Annotated in this window: 20 protein-coding genes; 8 read left to right on the top strand and 12 right to left on the bottom strand. The window is 69.1% G+C overall.

Annotated features, from left to right (window positions below; genetic code table 11):
- Window positions 1–24 precede the first annotated feature (24 nt).
- Window positions 25–2,733, top strand: coding sequence for an alpha/beta hydrolase family protein (locus ACMCNN_RS03535; protein WP_412744742.1), 2,709 nt, complete (start codon window positions 25–27; stop codon window positions 2,731–2,733).
- Between the two features lie 53 nt (window positions 2,734–2,786).
- Here the strand turns inward: ACMCNN_RS03535 and ACMCNN_RS03530 are convergent, their stop codons facing one another.
- The 3 genes from ACMCNN_RS03530 to ACMCNN_RS03520 form a co-directional block, all read right to left on the bottom strand.
- Window positions 2,787–4,181 carry an RICIN domain-containing protein gene (locus ACMCNN_RS03530; RefSeq protein WP_412744741.1) on the bottom strand — a complete coding sequence of 465 codons (1,395 nt, stop codon included), beginning with the start codon at window positions 4,179–4,181 and terminating at the stop codon, window positions 2,787–2,789.
- A gap of 210 nt (window positions 4,182–4,391) precedes the next feature.
- Window positions 4,392–4,622, bottom strand: a complete 231-nt coding sequence (locus ACMCNN_RS03525) for a hypothetical protein (protein ID WP_412744740.1) — start codon at window positions 4,620–4,622, stop codon at window positions 4,392–4,394.
- 31 nt (window positions 4,623–4,653) lie between these two features.
- Window positions 4,654–5,181: an AAA family ATPase gene (locus ACMCNN_RS03520; protein WP_412744739.1), complete on the bottom strand. Its 528-nt coding sequence runs from the start codon at window positions 5,179–5,181 to the stop codon at window positions 4,654–4,656.
- Window positions 5,182–5,247: 66 nt separating this feature from the next.
- Between ACMCNN_RS03520 and ACMCNN_RS03515 the strand changes: the two genes are divergently transcribed.
- The 5 genes from ACMCNN_RS03515 (at window position 5,248) to ACMCNN_RS03495 (ending at window position 8,129) form a co-directional block, all read left to right on the top strand.
- On the top strand, window positions 5,248–6,099 hold the full coding sequence (locus ACMCNN_RS03515; protein ID WP_412744738.1) for an oxidoreductase: 852 nt from the start codon (window positions 5,248–5,250) through the stop codon (window positions 6,097–6,099).
- A 44-nt stretch (window positions 6,100–6,143) separates the two neighbouring features.
- The gene (locus ACMCNN_RS03510; RefSeq protein ID WP_412744737.1) at window positions 6,144–6,467 is read left to right on the top strand and encodes an ArsR/SmtB family transcription factor; all 324 of its coding nucleotides are present in this window, start codon (window positions 6,144–6,146) and stop codon (window positions 6,465–6,467) included.
- Between the two features lie 20 nt (window positions 6,468–6,487).
- Window positions 6,488–6,871 carry an SRPBCC family protein gene (locus ACMCNN_RS03505; protein ID WP_412744736.1) on the top strand — a complete coding sequence of 128 codons (384 nt, stop codon included), beginning with the start codon at window positions 6,488–6,490 and terminating at the stop codon, window positions 6,869–6,871.
- A gap of 79 nt (window positions 6,872–6,950) precedes the next feature.
- The gene (locus ACMCNN_RS03500) at window positions 6,951–7,679 is read left to right on the top strand and encodes a class I SAM-dependent methyltransferase (RefSeq protein WP_412744735.1); all 729 of its coding nucleotides are present in this window, start codon (window positions 6,951–6,953) and stop codon (window positions 7,677–7,679) included.
- A 132-nt stretch (window positions 7,680–7,811) separates the two neighbouring features.
- Window positions 7,812–8,129: a hypothetical protein gene (locus ACMCNN_RS03495; RefSeq protein WP_412744734.1), complete on the top strand. Its 318-nt coding sequence runs from the start codon at window positions 7,812–7,814 to the stop codon at window positions 8,127–8,129.
- Between the two features lie 19 nt (window positions 8,130–8,148).
- Here the strand turns inward: ACMCNN_RS03495 and ACMCNN_RS03490 are convergent, their stop codons facing one another.
- The 4 genes from ACMCNN_RS03490 to ACMCNN_RS03475 all read right to left on the bottom strand — a co-directional run bounded on the left by ACMCNN_RS03490 (window position 8,149) and on the right by ACMCNN_RS03475 (window position 10,396).
- Entirely contained in the window at window positions 8,149–8,889 is a 741-nt protein-coding gene (locus ACMCNN_RS03490; protein WP_412744733.1) for a class I SAM-dependent methyltransferase, read from the bottom strand.
- Complete coding sequence (locus ACMCNN_RS03485; RefSeq protein WP_412744732.1) at window positions 8,886–9,488, bottom strand: G5 domain-containing protein; 603 nt, start codon at window positions 9,486–9,488, stop codon at window positions 8,886–8,888. Before ACMCNN_RS03485 ends, ACMCNN_RS03490 begins: the two co-directional genes overlap by 4 nt.
- 106 nt (window positions 9,489–9,594) lie before the next feature.
- The gene (locus ACMCNN_RS03480) at window positions 9,595–9,747 is read right to left on the bottom strand and encodes a hypothetical protein (RefSeq protein WP_412744731.1); all 153 of its coding nucleotides are present in this window, start codon (window positions 9,745–9,747) and stop codon (window positions 9,595–9,597) included.
- A gap of 118 nt (window positions 9,748–9,865) precedes the next feature.
- Window positions 9,866–10,396, bottom strand: a complete 531-nt coding sequence (locus ACMCNN_RS03475; protein WP_412744730.1) for a TIGR03086 family metal-binding protein — start codon at window positions 10,394–10,396, stop codon at window positions 9,866–9,868.
- A gap of 209 nt (window positions 10,397–10,605) precedes the next feature.
- Between ACMCNN_RS03475 and ACMCNN_RS03470 the strand changes: the two genes are divergently transcribed.
- Window positions 10,606–11,328 (top strand): STAS domain-containing protein, encoded by a 723-nt coding sequence (locus tag ACMCNN_RS03470; protein ID WP_412744729.1) that lies wholly within the window; start codon window positions 10,606–10,608, stop codon window positions 11,326–11,328.
- Window positions 11,329–11,505: 177 nt separating this feature from the next.
- The gene (locus tag ACMCNN_RS03465) at window positions 11,506–12,402 is read left to right on the top strand and encodes an ATP-binding protein (RefSeq protein WP_412744728.1); all 897 of its coding nucleotides are present in this window, start codon (window positions 11,506–11,508) and stop codon (window positions 12,400–12,402) included.
- A 20-nt stretch (window positions 12,403–12,422) separates the two neighbouring features.
- On the opposite strand, the gene ACMCNN_RS03460 is transcribed toward ACMCNN_RS03465, so the two are convergent.
- From ACMCNN_RS03460 to ACMCNN_RS03440, 5 genes are all read right to left on the bottom strand, one after another.
- Window positions 12,423–13,019, bottom strand: coding sequence for a GNAT family N-acetyltransferase (locus ACMCNN_RS03460; protein ID WP_412744727.1), 597 nt, complete (start codon window positions 13,017–13,019; stop codon window positions 12,423–12,425).
- A 64-nt stretch (window positions 13,020–13,083) separates the two neighbouring features.
- Window positions 13,084–13,569: an SAM-dependent methyltransferase gene (locus ACMCNN_RS03455; RefSeq protein WP_412744726.1), complete on the bottom strand. Its 486-nt coding sequence runs from the start codon at window positions 13,567–13,569 to the stop codon at window positions 13,084–13,086.
- Between the two features lie 29 nt (window positions 13,570–13,598).
- On the bottom strand, window positions 13,599–14,963 hold the full coding sequence (locus ACMCNN_RS03450; protein WP_412744725.1) for a Tat pathway signal protein: 1,365 nt from the start codon (window positions 14,961–14,963) through the stop codon (window positions 13,599–13,601).
- A gap of 848 nt (window positions 14,964–15,811) precedes the next feature.
- Window positions 15,812–17,119: a nucleotide sugar dehydrogenase gene (locus ACMCNN_RS03445; protein ID WP_412744724.1), complete on the bottom strand. Its 1,308-nt coding sequence runs from the start codon at window positions 17,117–17,119 to the stop codon at window positions 15,812–15,814.
- Window positions 17,120–17,232: 113 nt separating this feature from the next.
- A complete protein-coding gene (locus ACMCNN_RS03440; RefSeq protein ID WP_412744723.1) occupies window positions 17,233–19,134 on the bottom strand; it encodes a polysaccharide biosynthesis protein in 1,902 nt (633 codons plus the stop codon).
- Window positions 19,135–19,323: the final 189 nt, after the last annotated feature.

Here is a 19,323-nt window from a genome sequence, read left to right as displayed (position 1 = left end):
GGGCGTGTGTATAGAAGAGAGGCGATGATGCGGAGAACGATCATGGCCGCCGGGCTGGCGGCGGCACTGGTGCTGGGCACCGGGGCGCAGGCGTGGGCGGATCCAGCCGAGCCACCGGCGACGGCGCACCTGCCGTCCGGGTGGTCCTTCGACAACGGCAGACTGACCTGGCAGGCACCGCAGCGGGTGCCGATGGGTGACGCCGCCATCGAGTTCTACTCCGGCGACCACCTGCTGGGACGCGCCCGGGCGGGTTCGGACCACCGTACGTTCGCACTCGATGTCGGCGCCGTCCCGAGCCTGGACGGCCTGCAGGTCCGGGCGGGCGGCAGGCGGCTCGACGCGGCGCCCGAGGCCGGGCTGCGGAGGCGCAGCGCCCCGCCGCCGCCCCGCCAGCTGCCACCGGGCCCGGCCGCCGCGGTCGACCCGGGCCGCCCCGGTCCATACGCGACGATCACCGGCGAGTACGACCTGCCCGGCGTGAAGCTGCCCGACTTCCCCAAGAAGGTCGAGATGCGGGCGGTCGTGGTGGCCCCGAAGGGCGCCCCCGGCAAGCGCCCCCTCGCCCTGCTGCTGCACGGGCGGCACTTCACCTGCTTCCACGGCAAGGACGAGGACAAGGTGACCGGCGACTGGCCGTGCCCGGCGGGCACCGAGCCGATCCCCAGCCACCGCGGCTACCTGCAGGCCCAGAAGCTTCTCGCCTCGCAGGGCTACGTCACCGTGTCCATCTCAGCCAACGGCGTCAACGGCCAGGACTACGCGGCCGACGACGGCGGCGCCCAGGCCCGTTCCTCGCTGGTCCGGCTGCATCTGGCCCACTGGGCGGACTGGGCGGGCAGCGGTCGCGGGCACGCCCCGGCGATCGTGCGTTCCGCGCCGCCCGCCGACCTCTCCAAGGTCCTGCTGATGGGCCACTCGCGGGGCGGCGAAGGCGTGAACCGCGCCGCCATGGACAGCCTGTCCCCGCCCCCGGCGGCCCGCGACGGATACCACGGCAAGGTCCGCTGGACGATCCGCGGCACCCTGCTCATCGGCCCGACCATCTTCGGGCAGAACCCCACCCCTGATGTGCCGTCGGCCACGATCCTGCCGGGCTGCGACGGTGACGTCTCGGACCTGCAGGGCCAGATGTACGTGGACGCCACGCGCGGGGTCGGCAACGGCCGGGCCCTGCACAGCGCCGTGTACGTCGTCGGCGCCAACCACAACTTCTTCAACACCGAGTGGACCCCCGGTCAGGCAGCCGCCCCTGCGTGGGACGACTACGCCAACTCCGACGACCCGCTGTGCACGGCCGGGAAGCCGACCCGGTTGACCGCGGGCCAGGAGCAGACCGTCGGGGCGACGTACCTGGCGGCCGCGGCGCGGCTGTTCGTGGCGGGCGACGACCGGGCCCGGCCGCTGCTGGACGGCTCCGGGCTGCGGGCGCCGTCGGCCGACCCGGCTCGGGTGCTCACCCATGCGCTCGGCGGCGGCCGTACCCCTGTGCTCCTGCCGGACCAGACGACAAAGGCCAGTGGCGCACGGGTGTGCGCCGAGTCGACAGACGTCGCGAAGGACGCCTGCCTGGACCCGCAGACCGTCACGGCCACCTCGCCGCACTTCGTGCCGTTCGTGGTGCCCGAGGCGGGCCGGTACGCGGTCCGGCTGGACTGGTCGGCACCGGGCAAGCAGGCGACGGTGCGGCCCGCGCACCCCGTGACGCTCGGCGGCGCGCGGCAGCTCGCGCTGCGGATCGTGGTCGCGCCGAACACCAGCGGCACACCGTTCGCGGTGGCCGTGACGGACCGGGCGGGCAAGCGCACCGAGCTGGGCACGGTCACCGTGGACGGGCTGCCGGGTACTGACTTCTCGGCCGCGTACTGGGGCCAGGAGGTCCGGGTGGCGGTCCCGGCGGGGCTGCGCGACATCGCGGCGCTGCACCTGACCCCGAAGCAGGGTTCCGGCGCGGCGTGGCTGATGGACGCCTGGACGTGGCGGCCCGGCTCGCCCGCCCCGCACCCCACGGCACTGCCGCGCATCGACCTGGGTTCGCTCACGGTGAAGGAGGGCGACAAGGGCAGCAAGACCTACACGATCCCGGTACGGGTGTCCGGAAGCGGCTCCGGCGCTGTACGGCTGTTCCTCACCAACCCGCTGACGTACCACCCGGTCGCCTGGGTCGCCAAGATCAAGCCCGGGACCCGCAGCATCCGGGTGCCGGTCAAGGTCGAGGGCAACACCCGGTACGGCGAGGACCGCGAGTACACCCTGAACGCCAAGGCGGTGCACGGGCTGGTGGTCGGCGGGTATGTGGGCGCGCTGAAGGTCCGCGACGATGACCCGCAGCCGAAGGTCACCGTGACGCCGGTCCACGACAAGGTGGCCGAGGGCGGCACGCTGTCCTGGAAGGTCACGTCGTCGGCCCCGGCGGACAGTCCGCTGTACCTGCAGTTCACGCCGAAGGCCCCGGCGGCCGGGGCGGAACTGTCCAGCACGGACGTCGCGGCGGACTGGTTCACCACCAACTCGGGCGAGGAGCCGGAGCCGTCACGGCCGCTGTCGGGCACCCAACTTCAGCCGTACGTGGTGCTCGACGCCGGGGTGACCTCCGCGGAGTTGACCGTGCCGACGGTCGAGGACTCGGCGAAGGAGCCGGACGAGCATGTCGAGTTCGCGGCGGGGCTGCTGCCCCGTGAGTTCGGTGACCCGATCCCGCTCGGCACGCTGACGGGCACGGTCACGCCGTGACGCAGACGGGCGGGGCGGCAGCGCACGCCGCCCCGCCCGTCTGCGAGGTCAGGTCAGTATGAGTACTCGGGACTCAAGGTCCAGTCCTGATTGAGGCCACCATTGCAGTACCAGACCTCGATGGGAACTCCATTGTCGGACGAACTACCCGGGTCATCGAGGCATAGACCGGTAGAGACGTTCTTGATCACCATTTCGTCTGGACGGTGGGGATCCTGCGAAATACCCCATGATTGGGTCGATTGCCCCTGGCAATCCCATTCGTTGACATAGGAGCCCGCCCGAGCTTCAGTGCCTCCCTCAAGGTCAAGGCACTTTCCGGTGGCATTGTTTACGATGTTGAGGCTGGAGTTGTCGCGAGCACGAACCATATGGTAATTCTGATTCGAGCCATAGTTCGGATCCCATAGATCGATTCGGGTACCATTGGCGCTATTGCCGCCGGGGACGTCGGCAACGCGCTCGCCGTCGCCGCTCAGGTTTGCGTAGTTGCTGATCTCGTACCCAGCCGCCGCCAAGAGGGCGGGGTATCCGAAATCGACCGGAAAGTGGTCGCTCGACATGCCTCCGAGCAGGCGACCGCTGTAATACCCATGGCCGGCGATCGGAGCCGGGGCAAAATTCGTGATCATGTAATCTAGTTCGCCACTGCTTCGCTGAGTGGCCCTGTCACTTCTGTAGACATCGAGCCCGGCATCGATGTAAGAGTGTGGCTCGCGATTGAAATCCCCGAGAATAGCTGCTGTAAACATGTTCTGGTTGGCCCATTCGATGATTCTATTCACAAGTGCTGGGCCGTCCCCTCCACCCCCCGACTGTGCGTGGATGTTGAAGAAGACGGTCGGGCCGTAACGAAGCCCGAATGTTGCACGACCATTCGGGTTGGTGAACAGAGCTATCGCGTCTGCGGGATCCCACACCATCGTGGCGAGGTTGACGCGACTTCCATTACCGCCGGTGTCCATGAAGTAGACCGTCCAATTGTGGCCGCGACTCCCGGATCCGATCTGCCGCGTGTACCGATAGACAGTCAGACCCAACGCACTCACAGATCCCTGATAGACGAAACCGCGATCATTCCGTCCTACTACGTCGTGTGCCGGGACAGGTCCTGCCTCTTGAAGCGCAAGCAAGTCGTGCTGGCGACCGGAGGGGGAATTCCCGTTGGCCAGGGTCGGAATGTTGCTGGTCCACTTGGACTCTCCATCAATGGTGGCACCCTGCATGTTCCAGGTGACGGGAGAGTGCTGCTCCAGGGGGAGCGCCAGGGCCGGGCTGGCGGAAACAGAGAGGCAGCCCCCAATCAGCGCCAGAATCACAATTAGCCTCGCGGCGATGTGAGGCGTCACGGCTTTATGAACCGAGGACACGCGCGGCTCCCATTCCAAAGAGGTGGTGAAGCGGCCGGCGTCGCCGCCATGGCAAGCAAATGTGACATAGATGCGCATGAGTACGCAAGGGCGGATGGTGAAGCAATGGAAGCTGCCCGGTGAATTCCGTTCCACAAGGCCGAGCCGTAACATGGCGGACGCGGGACCGACTCAGGCTGAAACCGTCCCGGCGAAGTCACGGGACCGGCCAGCGCGCTGACGTACGCCGGCGAGATGATCCGGGCGTACGCCAACGTGAAGTCGTTCGCGGCCGGGCTCGGAGTGGCGTCAGTCGAAATCGAAAATGCTGTGTCTGTCGTAGAAATGAAGCACATAACGGCAGCGGACGCAGATCATCAACGTCATGCGATGGCTGGTGAATCCCCACCGGCTGTCCTGGCGAGATTCTTCCTGCTGGAACTCGGTGCCGTGACACAGGGGACACGCGAGTTGGGGTGCTGTCACGGCGATCAGCGTACTGGCGGCAGACAACGCGACGAGTGCAATCGAGTCGGTCAACGCGCTGTCATGTGGGCCGAAGCAGCAGGGATCAGCAACGGCAATCTCGGAGCGCGGCCCGGACACCCACGCACAGGGCGGGCAGGTCGACGGGGCGGCTGGTGTTCACCCGCAGCACCGGCCCGAGGGCGAGCGGCTCGGCCCGTGCGGCCCAGTCGGCCCAGTCGGTGGCGAGCCGCTGCGCGTCGGCGTGCACGGCCGCCCGGCGCCGGGCCACATACCGGGCGCGGGCCAGTTCGGGCGGCACGTCGCACCACACTTCGACGACTGCGGCGGCTCCCGCGCGGAGCACTCCCGCGCGGGCGTACTCCAGATCGCGCGGCCGGAACCACCACGAGTCCACGACCACCGCGCCGGGAACGCCGGCCGCGAGCGCCCACGCGGTCTCCATCGCCACCGCACCGAGGGAAGACGGCACCACGGAGATCGCGCTGGCCAGCGCCTCTTTGATCCGGTCCTTGCCGAGGAACTCCGCGCCGAGACCCGAGGCCAGCCCGGGTCCGAGGGTGCTCTTGCCGGAGCCGGGCAGGCCGTTCACCAGGACCACGTCGCGCGCCATGGCCTGCACGATCGCACGTCCCGTGAGCGGCGGCGCGGTGCCCGAAATCGCCGTAGGGTTACCCGCATGACGGATTCATTCCCCCTGGGCGACCGTTCGGTCCACCGCGTCGGGTACGGGGCGATGCAGCTGGCCGGTCCCGGCGCGTTCGGCCCGCCCCGTGACCGGGACGCGGCGCTGGCCGTCCTGCGCCGCGCCGTCGAGCTGGGCGTCGACCACATCGACACGGCGCAGTACTACGGGCCGGGGGTGGTCAACGACCTGATCCGGGAGGCTCTGTTCCCGTACCCGGAGGGGTTGGCTCTGGTGTCCAAGGTCGGCGCGGTACGCGACGCCGAGGGGCGGTGGCTGCCGGCGCTGGCGCCGGATCAGCTGCGCGCCGGGGTGGCGGACAACCTGCGGGCACTGCGCGTGAACCGGCTGGACGTGGTCAACCTGCGGTTGATGGATGACGGGCAGGAGTTCGACGAGCAGCTCGAAGCGATGATTTCGATCCGGGACGAGGGCCTGATCTCGGGGATCGGGCTCAGCAACGTCTCCGTCGAGCAGCTCGTGCATGCGGTGCAGCGCACCGAGATCGTCTGTGTACAGAATCCGCTCAACCTGCTGGAACGCGGGTCGCTGCCGGTGCTGCGGGAGTGCGAGCAGCTGGGCATCGCGTTCGTGCCGTTCTTTCCGCTGGGGTCGGCGTTCGGCGAGGCGAACCGGCTGCTCACCCATCCGGGGGTGGAGGCGACGGCGGAGCGGCTGGGGGCGACGCCGTCGCAGGTGGCGCTGGCCTGGCTGCTGGATCTGGCGCCGAACGTCCTGCTGATCCCCGGCACCTCGTCGCTGTCGCACCTGGAGGAGAACGTCGCGGTGGCGGGGGTACGCCTGGACGACGACGCACGCAAGGTGCTGGACGCCGTCCCCCTGTGAGGGCAGCGCGGGCAGCTTGACGTGTCGGAGATTCCCGACGCATTATGGTCGGCGTGCCCGACACCGATGTGTTCGCCGCGCTGTCCAACCCCGTACGCCGGCAGTTGCTCGACGCCCTGCGCGACGGCCCGCAACCCGCCGGGGAGCTGGCCGGGCGGTTCGCGCTGAGCCGGCCCGCAGTGTCGGAGCATCTCGCGGTGCTGCGCCACGCGGGCCTGGTCCGCGAGGAGCCGCGCGGCCGGCACCGGTATTACCACCTGGCCGCCGGTCCGCTCGCGGACGTCAGCGACTGGCTGCACCCGTTCGAGCGGTACTGGCGTGGCCGCCTGGCCGCCCTGCGCGACGTCGTCGAGGACGAGAACCCGTGACCAGAACAGAAGGACAACCCATGAGCAGCATCGAATGTGACCAGTTCATCGCCCGCGCGCCCGCTGCGGTCTGGCGCGCGTTGACCGAGCCGGAGCTGTTGGCCCGCTGGTGGGCGCAGGGCGACATCAAGCCCGTGGTGGGTCATCGGTTCACCCTCGACATGGGCGAGTGGGGCATGCAGCGGTGCGAGGTCGTCGCGGTCGAACCCGAGCGGCTGCTGACGTACACGTTCGCCGAGGGCGTGCTCGACACCACGATCACCTGGCGGCTGGAACCGGAGGGCGCGGGCACGCGGCTCTTCCTGGAACACTCCGGCTTCGCCCCGGACTCCCCCGCCCTCAAGGGCATGGGCAACGGCTGGCCCGGCATCCTCGCCCGCCTCGCCGGGAACGTCCCCGAGTAGCCGACGGCCGGAGTGCGCCGCGACACGACCGGGTGAACCGCTTCGGAGGATGCGCCGGTGCGCGGCTACCGTCTGCCACGTGGAAGGGCATCTTGTCGGCGATGCGACGGGCGTACCCCTGACGGGGTGGGAATTCGCCTGGCTGGACGGCCGGGCCATCGGCGCGGAGCCGTCGTGGTCCTTTCCGGATCTGGCCCGGCCGCTGGTGCGCCGCGCCCGCAGCCTGCTCGACCTCGACACCGGCGGTGGTGAGCTGCTGGCCGACCTGGCTCCGCTGCCGCCGCACACGGTCGCGGTGGAGGGCTGGGCGCCGAACGTACCCGTGGCCCGGGACCGCCTGACGCCGTTCGGGGTGTCGGTGGTGACCGAGCTGCCGGGCGGCGAGGAGGAGTTCGACGTGGCGCTGAGCCGCCACGGCCGGCTGCCCGCGGCCGACCTGGCCCGGCTGCTGCGGCCGGGGGGCACCCTGCTCAGCCAGCAGGTCGGCAGCGACGACCTGGCCGAACTGAACGCGGAGCTGGGCGCGCCGCCGCCACACGCCCAGCGGTGGGCCGCCGACGACGCGGTCGCGGCACTCACGGCCGCCGGTCTGGAGATCACCGATGTACGCGAGGAGCGGCCGACGCTGACGTTCCGCGACATCGGGGCCGTTGTCTACCAGCTGCGTTCGGTGCCGTGGCAGGTCCACGACTTCACCCCGCAACGGTACGACCGGCAGCTGCGCCGCCTGGACGCGCTGATCCGCACGTACGGGGGTCTGACCGTCACCGCGCACCGATTCCTGGTCCGCGCGCAACGGCCCGAATAGGTGACGGGAGCGGTTCAGAATGCATCCTCCGATGCGGGTCGCCCGAAGGTGCACGGTATCCGGGACGGCCGCCGCGGACCCCGGACGACACGGAGGGTCATTCTCCCAACGTGATTCGTTACGTTGGAACTCATGGATCTCTCCACCTCCGACCTCCTGATCGGACTGGGCCTCATCGCCTCGGCCACCTGTGTCGCGACCGCCGCGTACGCGCGCCTGCGCGCCAGCAGCCGGGCATCGGGCCGGGCGGCGGCCAACGCACACCCGGACCGGTCCACGCCGATCGCGCGCCTCTACGGCACGGCCCGGCCGGGCGCTCCGGACGGGCTGACGCACACCACGGATTCGCCGGAGCAGTCCGGCCGCCACTTCGTGCCCGACGATCTGCTGTACGGCAAGACGTACCGGCTCGGTCCCGACCAGCGTGTGCGGGCCCAGTCCCGGCGGTGAGCCCCCGATCGGTCACCGTTCAGCGTGGGCGGTGACCGATCGCCAGCACCGTACGGATGTCCATCGTGATCCGCCCGCCCAGCCCGTCGATGGCGGCGGCCAGCCCCGCCAGGACCGCTCGCTGCTCCGGCTCGGGGCGCCGGCGGAACGGCGCGAAGGTCTGCGTGAGCCGCAGATACCCCTGCGTCGTCACCTCGGGATACCGGTGCCATTCCACGGCCCGGACGTCCTCGAACAGGCCGCTGGCCACGATGTCGTCGTACGCGAAGCGGGGCGGCCGCCGCGGCTCGACCTCTGGGCCGTCGACGGCGCGGAACACCTCGTCGAGGGCCTCGCGGCTGGCGGGGTCCGCGTACTCGAAGCGGTTGTGGAAGACCGCCAGCGTGCCGCCCGGCGCGAGGGCGTCGTGCGCCCGCCGGGCGCGCGTCGGCGGGTCCATCCAGTGCCAGGCGCTCGCGCACGCCAGCAGGTCGACGCCGCCGGGCGGCGGCGTCCAGTCCTCGAACGCGACCGCCGCCACCCGCACCTGCGGGAACTTCGCGGCCAGTACGGCGGCCATCCGCGCGTCGGGCTCGACGCAGGTGACCGGCGCACCGAGCCGCAGCAGGTGCGCGGTCCCCTGGCCGGTCCCCGCGCCGATGTCCACGACGGCGGACGGGGCGCCGCCGTGATACGCGAGGACGGCGTCGAGCAGCTCGCCGGGATAGCCGGGCCGGATGTCGTCGTAGAGCGCGGCGACCTCGCCGAAGACGGTACTCATCCGAGCACTCTACGGGCGACGAAGCCGATGATCCGCACGGTGCTCTGGTCACAGAGGACGGCACCGCGCTGGCCGGTGCCGACCACGATCACGCGGGTCACGGGGCGGCGGACGACGACGCTGCGGATCAGGCGCCGCTTGCTCCGGCGCCCGTCCGCGACGGTCACCTGGTACGTCAGGGCCCGCACACCCGACTTGCCCCGGACCCGGACCACCTTCATGCCCTTCGGCAGCGACTTGTCGCGGACGGTGCGGGTGGCGTGCGGAATCCTTCTGGTCACCGTGATGGTGCGGATCCGTACGGCGCGGGTCGGCGACGGCTTCGCCTCGGGGATGTCCGCCTCCGGCACCGCGTGTTCGTCCAGCGGCGGCACCTCCGCGGGTGGCACCTCGGCGAGGCGGCGCGTCGAGGGCAGCGGCTCGCCTGCGCTGACCGCGGTGAGCCCGGCGACGGTGCCGATCACCCCGATGCCGCCGAGGCAGGGCAGCAGCAGCACGGTCATGACCAGTCCGGCCCGCTGCAGTGGCGTCAGTTCGGCCCAGGGGCTCGATGCCGTGCCCGTTTGGCGACCTGGATGCGCGGGTGTCTGGTTCGTCACCGAGTCAGTCTGAGCGCCCCCCGGCCGACAGAGATCGGCCGATCGGGCGAAGCCCGGCTGCGAAAGACCCGACTGCCTTAAGCCTCTTTCGCGTCGGTTGCGGCGCTCAGTACCGCACCGTGCCGACGACCATCAGGCCACAGAACAGAATCAGTAGCAGGACGGCGGCTACCACCCCGACCTTCTGCCTGGTAGCGAGGTGGGACCAGCCGTTCTTCTCCGGCTGGCCGCTCCAGTTCGGACCCGTCGGGTTCGTCACGCCGTCCAGTGTCACGGGCCACCGCTGCCGGGGTGGTCAGCCCTTCGGGCGCGCACCCCGGCGAAAGAGGTCATTCATTCAAGCCTCTTTCGCGCGGAGGGTCCTCGACCGACGCCGCTCAACTGACCTTGCGCCCGAGGAAGGCCGCGAGGCGATCGAGTACGGGTGCGTCCTCGTCGGCCGGCTCGGACGGCGCGAACGGGCCGCCCTGCTGGCGTACCAGCGGCAGCGCGGACCGGCTGAACGCCAACGCCTGCTCGACCACGTCGTCCGGGTAGTCGGTCCGCTGGCCGGTGGCGCGAGCCAGGTCCCACCCGTGCACCATCAGGTCGGCGAGCCGCAGATGCAGCGCGATCGTGCCGGGAACCTCACCGAAGGGCACCGTGACGACCTTCTCCAGCGCCCCCGGAGCCCGGAACGCGGCCAGCAGCCGCTCGGCGCTGTCGGCGTAGCCCTGCGGCGTGACGGCCTCCCCGGACAGGGTGGCGGCGAACAGCGCGTTGCCGCCGACGATGTGAGCGACCAGCGCGCGTACGTCCCAGCCGGCGCACGGGGTCGGTTCGGTCCACTGCTCGGTGGTGACGCCATCGATCAGGCGTCCCGTCCGCGCCACGACGTCGGCAAGCTGATCGACGGTGGGGTCACTCATACTTCCGGCTCCTTAATGGACATTCTTGAAGCAAATAAGCTCGACGATCGGTAGCCACACAGGAATGCAATTTGCAATTTACCCGAAACTTTCGTTCGCTCCCGGGCCCGGAGTGTGAACACCGGGCAAGCCGGATCGTCTCCGTACGCATTCCGGATAGCACAATGCCAGCTCGGGCGTAAACATGTGGTATGGCGTCGATCACGTGCATGGTCGAACAGGTTGGCATCAGTCTGCTGGTACGCATGTCCGGTGAGTTGTCCCTGGCCAGCGCGCCCCACGTCCGGGCGGAGCTGCTGCGCGCCCTGGTGAGGCAGCCGGACGCGGTGGTGGTGGACCTGGCCGATCTGGTGTTACGCGAGCCGGTCGCGGCGTCCGTGTTCGCGGCGGTCGCCCGGCAGGCCGCGATGTGGCCCGGCACTCCGCTGCTGGTGTGCACCGAGGACGACGAGGCGGTCCCCCTGCTCACCCAGGGCGGATACGGCCGCCTGCCGGTGTTCCCCTCTGTCGAACAAGCCCTGTCCGCGCCGACCCGCCGCCGGATGAACCTGGTGTGCGACACCCTGCTGCCGGTGACCGGCTCCGCCGGCCACGCACGTCAGCTGGCCACCGAGGTGTGCACCCGCTGGGACCTGCACCACCTGACCGGCCCCGCCTGCCTGATCGCCAGCGAACTGGCGATCAACGCGGCCGTCCACGCCGGCACGCTGGCCGACATCCGGTTCGCGATGGGCCGCCGCTACCTGATGATCAGCGTACGGGACGGCTCCACCGCCGAACCCCGCCTGGGCTGGGCGCCGCCGGACGATCCGGGCGCCGGGCGAGGTCTGTTGATGGTGGACGCGACCGCGTACCGGTGGGGCTGCCTCCCGATCGAGGGGGGCAAGGTGGTGTGGGCCAGCCTGCGTACCCGAGAATCCCCTGTGCTCTGACCTGCCGTTTCCGCCATCGAGGACGCGGCGCCGACCCGTCGCCCGGGCCCTGTGCCGACGTCAACGGGCACAATGCCCTATTTACACGCGTGAGGACCGCGGGCAAGGTCGGGAGTGGCCCCATCGCTGTGGCCAGGCCACGGCCCACCCCTGCCCGCCGATCATCCTGGGGGCGTCATGAGGCGCGATCAATCACCGTTCCTGCTGGCCAATCCCCGCCGTGTCCACGCGGCACCGTGGGAAACGAGGGAGCCCGACCAGGCGGTCACCGTCGTCGGCGACTTCGACACCGCACTCACCGAGGTCGAGTTACACGGCCGCTGGGATCCCCACCTGAAGGCCAGCGCCGCCCACGTGCTGCGTACCTGCCTTGTCGGCCAGCCCGCCGGCATCATCGCCGACCTGCACGACCTGGCCGATCCGGGCGGCGAGAGCGCTCCACTGTGGTGCGCCGCCCACACCTGGGGCGCACACACCCCCTCCCTCGTACCGGTCGTGGTGTGCCTGCCCACCGCCGCTCCCCTGGCCGCGCTCATCACGTGCCGCGCCGCCCGGTGGAACCTGCCCGTCTACGCGTCGTTGCCCGAGGCCCGCGCCGCCCTGCGAAGCCGCGCCCCCCGCACCGACCGGCTGACCCTGCACCTCGCGCCAGACATCGACGCCCTGCCCCTGGTCACCCAGACCATCGGCGAGGCCTGCGCCGCCTGGCACATGCTGACGCTGCACCGTACGGCCTGCGCCGTGCTCACCGAGCTGGTCGCCAACGCCATCGAGCACGCCGGCACACGGATCGACGTCGCCGTCACCCGCCGCCCGTCCGGGCTGCACCTGGCCGTCCAGGACCACGACCCACGGCTGCCGCACCTGGCCGGTGCCGTCCCCGGAGACCCCGGAGATTCCGAGCGTCACGGCTACGGGCTGCGCCTGGTGCACACCTCCGTCACGGCCTGGGGCGCGCTGCCGACCCGTACCGGAAAGATCGTCTGGGCCGTGCTCACGGCCAAGAGTGCCGGTGAGCGCAACCGGCGCCGGCCATCCACGATCCCGGGCACGACGGCTCCGCGCCGCAGCTAGGAATCTCTCTCCGATGCCATTCACGCACAGCGGTGCGTGGGCCATTCCTCGGCGAGCATCGCGAAATCCAGCTCCGTACTCCACTCACCCTTGAAAAATTCGTTGTGTACGAGCCGGGCCTCCTGGCGCATTCCCAGCCTGCGGGCCACATTCGCGGATGCGTCGTTGCGCTCGTCGAGGCGGGCGATGATGCGATGCAGACCCAGCTCTTCGAAGCCGAGCCGCAACATCGCACGCGCCGCCTCGGTGGCGTAGCCGTGGCCGACATGCTCAGGGTTGATGACGTAGCCGATTTCTCCGCTGCTGTGCTCCCGGCTGTGCCAGAACAGGACCACATCGCCGATGAGGTCGCTATCGGCGGCCAGTTCGACGCCGAGGGTCAAAGCCTGGCCCTCGTCGGTCAGCCCGGTGTTGGCCCACACCGTCGCCATCCGGTCAAGGATCGTTTGGCGGTCCATCGGCTCGAAGGGTACGTAGCGGCAGACGTCGGGCACGCTCCGATAAGTCAGCAGGGCATCGGCGTCGTCGGTGGTCAGCGGGCGCAGGAGTAGGCGCTCGGTGCGGATCGGGTAATCGGGGCGCAGCTCGTGCTGCCGTTCGGATGACACGTCGATCATCGTGTCATTGGGTGTCCTGCCGCGCGCCGGAATTCCACTCCCTAAGCGAGATCCGGCCAGCTTGCTACTGCTGCGGGTGGGCGAAGTAGTTCGGGAGCATCTCTGTCGTCCAGGCGGGCTGATAAACCGCGCCACGAGGGCCGAACTCGGTGAACCAGGGCTTGATGTCCAGCACCGGCGTGCCGTCGACCGCGTCGAGATCTTCCACGTGCAGGTCGAGGCCGTCGACCTTGACCAGACGGCATCGGGAGACACCGAGCCAATTGATGCGGCGCATGTTGCGGTGACCGAAGATGCCCACCTCGGGCCAGGCCGGGTTGTCACGCGGGCGACGAGCACCGAGGTGGAGATCGGCCGGATCGGTGAGGTGGAACCGAAAGACGATCTCCAGGTGGGAGAACTCCGCCAGGCCCTTCGTCGCGTCCGGGGTGAACCTGTCGCCGTCGATCCTGATGATCGACTGCGTCCCTCCCCAGTAGTCGTCGGTCGGTTCGACGCGGCCGCCCACCACGCGCGCCACCGGCTCGACCGTGAACGTCTCGGCTGTCATCCCTGCATTCCTCCCAGGCGCTTGCGCTACTAGTGTGCTGCAAGATAATTCGCAGCGCGGGCGTCGACCTCGTCGATGAGCCGAATTCGGCGCCCACGAAGCGGCGACAGCGTTCCGCGGATAGTTGCCGCAACCTGCCGGGTCCGGCCAGATCTGACGCCTTCCATCGCGTCGAGCGCTTTACTCCAGCTTCGGCAGGCCGCCTCGATCTCGCCCTGACGCGCCTGCACTGCGCCCAGATATCCCAAAGTGACGGCGTGCGTGCGGGTGAAGGAGGAGGCTTTGCGGGTCCGAACACTGCGTCTGAACTGCTGCACTGCTCCCCGGAGATCTCCCATGTCACGCAGAGTGCACGCAGTTTCGTGCGCCAGACTCGCCTCGGCGAAGAAGAACACGCGCTGCGGCTCGTCATCACCAGGCTCCGCGCCCCGCAGGTCGGACTCGGCCCGCAACAGCGCTTGCGCCGCCTCCTTGCCTTCCTTGGCTGCCGCATGGGCACGGGCATTCACCACACCCAGAAGGGCCCGCTCACGATGGGATGCCGCAGCGTATCTATTCCGGTCCATTGATGCGGTGGAAAGCTCTTTTGCCTGACGATAGTGGCCAAGGTCGATAGCCTGATGCGCCATCGCACGGAGGACGTGGGCGGCCATGGCCGGATCATCGGCCTCAGCGGCCAGCTTGACGGACACCGTGAAGAAGCGTTGGGCGGCAGCATGCTCGCCGTTATCGAATGCCATCCAGGCCGACAGATATGCAAGTTCACTGCCGGCCGAAAACATGTCACGGCGAACGCCGTCGTCCGCATACCTGCCCCGAAGGTAAGCCTCCACGTCTGAGGTCAGGTACTGAACCACCGCTGACCGGGCATGTCCGCCGCCTCGCCGTTGATCCATCCGGGAGAACAGCGCCACGGCCTCACGAACGGCGGCAACGTCGCCTCGACCGACGTGGGCCCCCTCGGACGGGGCGCGAACGAGCGCTGCCATCCGCGCCCACCAGGCCGGATCAGGCAATGCCAAGGCCGCCAGCGAATAGGCGGAGGCGGCTAGCACGCGCCGTCTCGCAGCGTCCACGTACGCTCCCCCAAGATCCCTCAGCGAGACCAACGTATCGGCTTCCCATCCCAGCATGCCGTCCGATGGTGGGGACGCCCCACCGACCAGACCTATCTCCTCAGCAGCTACCGCACGGCCCAGCCGGCGCGAGAGGACCTCGCACAGCAATACGGGAAGGCGACCGGACGGTGTCACGCCCGCCACCCAATGTGAGACATGGGAACGTCCGATGCCCGCAACGTCAGCTGGGACCGAGCCGTCGTCCGCGATCTCCCGAGCGACGCGGTGGATGTCGCGCGCCACCTGGCCGTGCGTGAGATCAGCGGCAGCGATCATGGACAGAAGCTTGGCATTGGTCGCCCGTCGAAGCCCCACGCTCCGCCCCTCCCTCGGTTGATCTTTCACCTCGTTCACCACAGCGGCCCGCTGGATGTGCTGTCCACGGCAGGTGATCCACGGTTTGCTCAACGTAGCGCAGGAGATGCCCCGGTTGGAGGCCCCCGAAGCGTTGAAGAGCAGTCGAGGAGGACCGGCGCGTGCACCCGAAGTCGATTTCCGTTGCCATCACACGCCGTGTCAGAGAGGGAATGTCGTCCTGGCGGCGGCGGCTTGGACATCGAGATCCGAGGAGGACGGTGACAATTCTTCCCGACGAGGGGCGGCTGCAACACCGCAAGGTCTGGCGTGGATGCCGACGTCGTTGCTTGTGCGGATTGACGTTGCCATGCCCGGACGGTGGCGCCTGGCAGCCAGGCCAGCCGATCCCTGACGGAGTTGGCCAACAGGCCGTACGTTACGGCGACGCGCAGACTCGACATCGAAGGAACGATCGAGTTCCCGTCTGGGACCAACCAACGCGCAACCTGCCGCAGGTCGGTGAGGCCCGCCTGCTGACTCCGGGCCAAGCGCACCGCGCGAACGGTGGGCAATGGTGATGCCGAGCGGGTCAGCCGAGCACATCCCCGCGCGCCCGTCCTGGCGCTGTGCGACGTGCGGGGCATCGTGGCCGTGTGCGCACGCCCGGATCGACCTCACGAATCAGCATGACGGACGCCGCACAACCCTTACGCTCTACCTCGCCTCATGCATGTACGAAGCGTTGGAGGATCTGACTGACAATCCCGGACCAGTAGGCGACCTGTACGACCGATTCCTCGGCTGGCTTCGATGACTTCCTTGAGTGCTCAGAGCACGCTGCGGTGTGTCAGCTCTCCCAGTCGGTACGTCGTGTCCAGCACGGCCGGAACGTTGCTCAGCCAGGAGACATCCGCACCCGGATGCAAGGTGTGGACGATGACGAGGTCCCAGTCCATCGACCCGGGCTCGGCGACAGAGGTCATCTCGACGCCCCCCACCCGTACCGTGTCGACCAGCTCGTCAGCGAACCAGACGCGGGCCCCAGCGCGCCGCAGCCGCTCGATGATCTCCAAGGCCGGCGACTCCCGGACGTCGGCGACGCCGGGCTTGTAGGCCACCCCGCGGATCAGCACCCGCGCGCCCACAATGCACGTCTCCCGCTCCGCCAGCACCTCGACCACCCGCTGCACCACCTTGGTGGGCCTCCCCGCGACCAGGGTCATCGCGGTCTCGATCAGCGGCGAGCTGACCCGATCACCGCGCAACTGCCAGAGCAGGTAGTGCGGATCGCACGGAATGCAATGGCCGCCGACTCCGGGGCCCGGAAAGAACGGCATGAATCCGTACGGTTTGGTGGCGGCGGCCGTGATGACCTCGGTGATGTCGAGACCCAGCCCGCGGCTGATGTCCGCGAACTCGTTGGCCATCGAGATGTTCACCGCGCGGAACGTGTTCTCGTACAGTTTGGTCATCTCGGCGGCCTCGACGCTGCTGACCGCGTGGACGGAGCCGGCGCAGTGTTCCAGCAGCGCGGCGGCCCGCTTCACGCATTCCGGCGTGACGCCGCCGACAACGCGCGGGACCTGCTGCTGCACGTGCCGGTCGTTGCCGGGATCGATGCGCTCCGGGGCGAAGGCCACGAAAATGTCGACGCCAACCTCGAAGCCGCGATCGCGCAGCGGCCCGACGAGCAGGTCACGGGTGCAGCCCACGTACGTGGTGGACGTCAGCACGAGGGTCTGGCCGGGCACTGCATGCTCGACCGCGGTCCGGCAGGCGGCCCGCAGGGCCGTCAGGTCGGGCGCGAGATGCTCGTCGATCGGCGTCGGGACGCAGACGAGTACGGTCTCCGCCTCCGGCAGAAGGCTCGCGTCGCTGGTCAGCACGAAGGCTCCGCCGGATTCGTCCGCAGCGTCCGTCGTGAGGGCCGAGGCCACCCGCTGACGGTCGGCCGCCAGCAGATCGGCGCGGCCCGCCCGGATGTCGGCGATGCGGGCGTCGCTGACGTCGAGGCCGAGGACGCGCAATCCGCTGTCGTGCAGGGCGAGTGCGGTGGGCAGGCCGACGTAGCCCAGGCCGACGACGGCCGTGTCGTACGCGAACGAGGCATGCGCCGCCGCGCGCTGGACCGGCATGCGGCCGTGAGGCCGATTCGCGTGGTGGGCACGCATATCAACGATTCGTCCGTTGGTGGGCATGTCTGCTCAACTTCTCCGAAACGGTTGCGCTGTGGTCCGAAGGTGCATCTCTATGCGGCGTTCGGACCCAGGGTCATGACGATCTCGCGGGAACGGTCGGCAGAGGAGACCTGTCGGCTGATCCGGGTTTCGGGCCTTGTGGCCTCGCACAACACGGCCAGTTCCTTGACGACCTGGCCGTTCTCCGCGTACGGAGCGAGCACGCGAACGTCGGCGGGGTCCAGCGGAGGCACGGCCACATGCGAGATCAGCGGGTGCAGCGGGCGAGCATCCTCTTCACCGTCGCCGAAGAGTTCCTCGTGCAGCTTCTCGCCGGGCCGCAGCCCGGTGAACACGATCTCGACGGGCGAGTCTGCCTGCTCCGCCATCTGCTTAGCGACCTGCGCGATGCGCACCGGCTGACCCATTTCCAGGACGAGTGCCTCACCGTCGCGGCCGATCGCGGCGGCCTGGATGACGAGCTGCACCGCTTCCTGGACGGTCATGAAGTACCGGGTGACGTCCGGATCGGTCACGGTGATCGGGCCGCCGGCGGCGATCTGCGCCGCGAACGCCGTCAGGACGGATCCACGGCTGCCCAGGACGTTACCGAACCGGACACTGAGGAACGTGCCGTCGCTGGTGGTACTGGCGTGTGCGGTGAGCCGTTCGGTGATCCGCTTCGAGTAACCCAGAACGCTGCTCGGGTTCGCGGCCTTGTCGGTCGAGATGTTGACGAACCGCTCGACCCCGGCTTCGGCCGCGGCCTCCAGCACGGTTTGGGTGCCCCAAACGTTGCTCTTGACCGCCTCGCCCGGATGGGTTTCCAGCAGCGGCAGGTGTTTGAGCGCCGCCGCGTGGAACACGACCTCGGGACGGCGCTCCGCGAACAGCGTCTTGATTCCCTCGGTGTCGCGCAGGTCGGCGAGGATGAGGTCCGGGTCGTCCAACAGCGCACGGCCGCGCAGCGACAGCTGCACCGCGTGCAGGGCTGACTCGTCGCGGTCGAGCATCATGAGCTGCGCCGGCTCGAAGCGGTCCAGCTGGCGGCACAGTTCCGAGCCGATCGAACCGCCGGCGCCGGTGACCAGCACCCGCTTGCCCTTGAGGTAACCCGCGATCGCTTCCAGGTCCGTGTCGATCTGGTGTCGGCCCAGCAGGTCGCTCACCTTCACATCGCGGACGTCGGACGCCCGGACCCGCCCGTCCAGCACCTCGCTCACGGAAGGCACCACCTTGAAGGTGGCTCCGGCTCCGAGGGTCAGGCCGCGGATGTGCTGGATCAATGAGCTTTCGGCGTTGGCCACGGCGAAGATGAGCGTTCGGGCGCCGGTACTGGTCAACGCGTCCGGGATGTTCTCCCGGGCGCCGAGGACCGGTACGCCCCTGACGTGCAGATGGCGTTTGGCCGGGTCGTCGTCGAGCAGGCCCACCGGCACATACTGGCTGCCGGGGTCCTGCGTCAGAGCACGGATCAGGCGCTGCCCGGCGACTCCGGCGCCGAACAGCAGAACGGGGGCGGCCTGCGCGGCGTCGGGCCGCAGCTTCCGCTCAGTCTGCAGACGGCGCAGATAGCGCACGCCGAGCATGACGACGAGTGCGACCGGGCCCCCGAGAAGCGGGGCGCTCAGCGGCATCGGCCGTCCGGGCACCAGCAGGTCGACCACGGAAAGGACCACAACCACCGCGAGAACGGTGGTGGACACCGCCCGCACCTCCTCGAACGTGCCGAATCCATAACGGCCGCGATAAAGGTACTGCTGGTGACCAATTGCGGTTTGTAGGGTAATGGCGCACGCGATAGCGACCAGGGTAGCCAACATGGGTGACGCCACAGGATCGAGGTCGTATCGCGCGAGGATTGCGGCCAACAGGCCCAAAGACCAAGCACTCGCGTCGATCAGCCAAGGACCGAGAGTACGAGGCCGCTGCACTGGGCTTTTGCGCCGCTGGATCATCGCTGCAAAATTCATGCGTCCTCTTCTGGGTGATTTTCAGACATCCATCGGAGTTTTTGCGCTGCAGACCATCATCAAACGCGCTATGGGGCGTTGTCCCTGTCGAGCCCCGCTGCGCGACGGGCTCGACAGGGACAACGCGCAAAACCAAGCGACACATATGCGCAGTTCGGCCAGTCCGGACTGACCGAATGGCGGATACCG

This window comes from Krasilnikovia sp. MM14-A1004, assembly GCF_047159485.1.
Taxonomy (GTDB): Bacteria; Actinomycetota; Actinomycetes; order Mycobacteriales; family Micromonosporaceae; genus Actinoplanes.
Note: the sequence above shows the minus strand (reverse complement) of the source record. Positions and strands in the feature narration are given on the sequence as shown.

Excerpts from the sequence above, each read along its gene's own strand:
- ACMCNN_RS03445 (WP_412744724.1), bottom strand. The coding sequence starts at position 17,119 with ATGCCGGTCCAGCGCGCGGCGGCGCATGCCTCGTTCGCGTACGACACG.
- ACMCNN_RS03520 (WP_412744739.1), bottom strand. The coding sequence starts at position 5,181 with ATGGCGCGCGACGTGGTCCTGGTGAACGGCCTGCCCGGCTCCGGCAAG.
- ACMCNN_RS03535 (WP_412744742.1), top strand. The coding sequence starts at position 25 with ATGATGCGGAGAACGATCATGGCCGCCGGGCTGGCGGCGGCACTGGTG.
- ACMCNN_RS03495 (WP_412744734.1), top strand. The coding sequence starts at position 7,812 with ATGGATCTCTCCACCTCCGACCTCCTGATCGGACTGGGCCTCATCGCC.
- ACMCNN_RS03465 (WP_412744728.1), top strand. The coding sequence starts at position 11,506 with ATGAGGCGCGATCAATCACCGTTCCTGCTGGCCAATCCCCGCCGTGTC.
- ACMCNN_RS03475 (WP_412744730.1), bottom strand. The coding sequence starts at position 10,396 with ATGAGTGACCCCACCGTCGATCAGCTTGCCGACGTCGTGGCGCGGACG.
- ACMCNN_RS03515 (WP_412744738.1), top strand. The coding sequence starts at position 5,248 with ATGACGGATTCATTCCCCCTGGGCGACCGTTCGGTCCACCGCGTCGGG.
- ACMCNN_RS03460 (WP_412744727.1), bottom strand. The coding sequence starts at position 13,019 with ATGATCGACGTGTCATCCGAACGGCAGCACGAGCTGCGCCCCGATTAC.
- ACMCNN_RS03470 (WP_412744729.1), top strand. The coding sequence starts at position 10,606 with ATGGTCGAACAGGTTGGCATCAGTCTGCTGGTACGCATGTCCGGTGAG.
- ACMCNN_RS03440 (WP_412744723.1), bottom strand. The coding sequence starts at position 19,134 with ATGAATTTTGCAGCGATGATCCAGCGGCGCAAAAGCCCAGTGCAGCGG.
- ACMCNN_RS03530 (WP_412744741.1), bottom strand. The coding sequence starts at position 4,181 with ATGCGCATCTATGTCACATTTGCTTGCCATGGCGGCGACGCCGGCCGC.
- ACMCNN_RS03510 (WP_412744737.1), top strand. The coding sequence starts at position 6,144 with ATGGTCGGCGTGCCCGACACCGATGTGTTCGCCGCGCTGTCCAACCCC.
- ACMCNN_RS03455 (WP_412744726.1), bottom strand. The coding sequence starts at position 13,569 with ATGACAGCCGAGACGTTCACGGTCGAGCCGGTGGCGCGCGTGGTGGGC.
- ACMCNN_RS03490 (WP_412744733.1), bottom strand. The coding sequence starts at position 8,889 with ATGAGTACCGTCTTCGGCGAGGTCGCCGCGCTCTACGACGACATCCGG.
- ACMCNN_RS03450 (WP_412744725.1), bottom strand. The coding sequence starts at position 14,963 with ATGATCGCTGCCGCTGATCTCACGCACGGCCAGGTGGCGCGCGACATC.
- ACMCNN_RS03505 (WP_412744736.1), top strand. The coding sequence starts at position 6,488 with ATGAGCAGCATCGAATGTGACCAGTTCATCGCCCGCGCGCCCGCTGCG.